This is a genomic window from Rubritalea sp. (genome assembly GCF_039830215.1).
GTDB lineage: Bacteria > Verrucomicrobiota > Verrucomicrobiia > Verrucomicrobiales > Akkermansiaceae > Rubritalea.
Window position 1 is genome coordinate 9196 of record NZ_JBDOPO010000127.1, and the last position, 2746, is coordinate 11941.

At 46.5% G+C, this 2746-nt stretch carries 1 protein-coding gene and 1 pseudogene; both read right to left on the reverse strand.

All coding sequences use genetic code 11. The features are described from left to right. The coding region (rpoD, locus tag ABGY95_RS04300) for an RNA polymerase sigma factor RpoD (RefSeq protein ID WP_347440467.1) at positions 1–1880 on the reverse strand (1880 nt) is incomplete at its 3' end. A gap of 234 nt (positions 1881–2114) precedes the next feature. Further along, positions 2115–2746, reverse strand: a pseudogene (locus tag ABGY95_RS04305) (UDP-N-acetylglucosamine 1-carboxyvinyltransferase); the annotation flags it as partial.

Here is a 2746-nt window from a genome sequence, read left to right on the forward strand (position 1 = left end):
TCATCCAGGAAACCTTCGAGCTTCTGAGCCCGTGTAGGATGTTGCAACTTTCTGATGGTCTTTGCCTCGATCTGCCGGATGCGCTCACGTGTTATCTTGAAGATTCGTCCTACTTCTTCAAGTGTGCGGCTGTAACCATCCTTAAGCCCGAATCGCTGTTCCAAGACTTCACGCTCACGCTCAGTGAGAGTGTCGAGGACATCGATAATTTTCTCTTTAAGCATTGCGAAGCCAGCTTCTTCCATTGGATTTTCTGCAGCCTTATCTTCGATGAAGTCTCCGAAGGAGGTGTCATCAGAGTCGCCCACTGGAGCCTGGAGTGAAATGGGCTGCTGGGCCATCTTGAGAACGGCACGGACACGTTCTACAGGAAGGTGAATCTCCTCTGCGATCTCGTCTGGAGTCGGTTCGCGACCGTATTCCTGAACCAACTGCTTCTGCACACGCATGAGCTTGTTGATTGTTTCGATCATGTGGACCGGGATACGGATAGTACGTGCCTGATCAGCGATCGAGCGGGTGATTGCCTGACGGATCCACCATGTTGCGTAAGTAGAGAATTTGTAGCCACGACGATATTCAAATTTCTCAACAGCTTTCATGAGGCCCATGTTACCTTCTTGGATAAGGTCGAGGAAGGAGAGTCCACGGTTAGTGTACTTCTTAGCTATTGATATAACGAGTCGCAGGTTAGCTTCGACCATTTCAGTCTTAGCTCTGTAAGCCATCTTCATCCAGTGACGAAGATCCTTATTATTTTGAGCGAAGCCTTCAGATGAGAACCATGAGAGCTGTTGTGCTTCACGAATCTTAGTTTCAAATTCTTTCTCGTCAGGATGAGCGTCAAGCTTCCGTTGGTACTTCCAGAACTTCTTCTGATACTCTTCTACAACCTCACAGAAATCTTCCACAACCTTCTGCTTGTAGTAGAAACGTTGGTAAATCTTAGCGACCATTGTGAGTTGTTTTTCAAGTTCATCTTCGAGCTTGGCCACACCACGTGGATTCTTAGCATTGAGCTTACGGAAAATATCGTCGGTCTCCTCATGACACTGACGGAGCTGATCACAGAGCTTAGGAAGCGTCTTCATATAGCGCTCACGTGATTCAATTTTCTTGTCGAGAATCACTCGATCAAAACGTTCCTTACCTTTGATGAGTTTATCTGCAAGTTCCAAGTACGACTCGGAAACAAAGCCGAAACGGTGAAGGTACTTCTGAACTGTGAGTTCCGCATCTTCAATGCGTTTCGAAATTTCCACCTCCTGCTCACGCGTGAGAAGGGGGACTTGACCCATTTGCTTGAGATACATACGGACTGGATCGTCCAAGATATCTAACTTCTGCTCAGTTTTTGGCTCGTCGTCGCTGGCGCCTTCACGCTTCTTGTCACGGTAGCGGTCAACTTCTGATGCGTCAATAATATCGAACTCCATAGAGCGGAGTCGCTCGAGAATTGCTTCTACGTCAGCTTGCTCAACGAGGTCATTCGGAAGAATCTCGTTGATATCATCGTAAGTGAGATATTCTTGCTCTTTAGCTAACTTAATAAGATCGCGTACCTTCTCCTGAATCTCAGGTGTATCGATACGGTTCTTGGGAGTTTTCTTTGCGCGCTTTGCTTTTGCTTCAGCTTCCGCGTCAAGGAGAGCTTGTAATTTTGACTTAGGCTCAGCAGATGCTTTAGCAGTTTCCTTAGTTGCTGTTTTTTTTGCTGCTGTTTTTTTTGCTGCTGTTTTTTTTGCTGCAGTTTTTTTTGCTGCAGTCTTTTTTGCTGCTGTCTTTTTTGCTGCAGTTTTCTTGGCCGCTGCCTTCTTTACAGTAGACTTGGCTGCTGCTGTTTTTGTTGCGATTTTTTTCGCTACTTTTTTAGATGCCATAGTTAGCTAGTGGTGAGCTGAGGAGAGTGACGTGTGCACAGGTCACCCGTAAGATTTGTCAACACGCTACTGCGCGTAACAAGAGAGGAAATCTCCTTCACTGATAGAGATTCGTCAAGGCATTTCGAGGCCTGTACTGTAATTTTAAATGGAGAACTCTTTCCTGAAAAAAGAGAGAATTCTGGAGGGTGATTAATAGGATTCTGAATATCAATGATCTATCAAACTTGAAACTTACTCTTGGACTCGCTCAACATGAGCGCCCAACGTGAGAAGCTTTTCATCTATATGCTCATACCCACGATCGATATGGTAGACACGATGAATCTCGGTGGAACCTTTAGCTGTGAGAGCTGAAAGCACAAGTGCTGCGGATGCGCGCAAATCAGATGCCATCACGGGCGCTGCCGAGAGAGCCTCAACCCCCTCGATTACCGCTATCCCACCATCCACCTTAACATCCGCCCCCATACGGCCCATTTCAGCGCAATGCATGAAGCGCTGAGGGAAGATTGTATCTTCAATAACTGAAATTCCTTTTGTTATGGCAAAGAGTGAAGAGAACTGAGCCTGCATGTCTGTAGGAAAACCGGGATGTGGAGCTGTGACAATTTTAGCCCCTGTAGGATGCTCGCCTGGTGAAACAGTCACAGATGTTCCAGATTCATTAAATTGAACATTATGACCTGCTTCGACCAGTTTCTCTGTGACAGGTTCTAAGTGCTCGCGATTGACTCGGTTGAGTTTGATGCCGTCTTTACCAGCAGCCATTGCTCCAGCAACCATAAATGTGCCAGCCTCGATACGATCTGGAATCACTGTGTGCTCCACACCGTGGAGTTTCTCAACCCCTTCAATTGTAATCC